This window comes from Parendozoicomonas sp. 2304DJ65-17 (assembly GCF_058148445.1).
Map to the genome: position 1 here is coordinate 1 of NZ_JBYVJV010000179.1, position 212 is coordinate 212.

The 212-nt window shown below is 53.8% G+C and carries 1 rRNA gene; it reads left to right on the forward strand.

Annotation, left to right across the window (positions count from 1 at the left end):
* Positions 1-212 (forward strand): 16S ribosomal RNA (locus ACY2RR_RS24945); the annotation flags it as partial.

Below are 212 nucleotides of genomic sequence, written 5' to 3' on the forward strand. Positions count from 1 at the left end.
CGTGCCAGCAGCCGCGGTAATACGGAGGGTGCAAGCGTTAATCGGAATTACTGGGCGTAAAGCGTGCGTAGGCGGCCTGTTAAGTTGGATGTGAAAGCCCTGGGCTCAACCTGGGAACTGCATCCAAAACTGACAGGCTTGAGTGCGGAAGAGGAGTGTGGAATTTCCTGTGTAGCGGTGAAATGCGTAGATATAGGAAGGAACACCAGTGG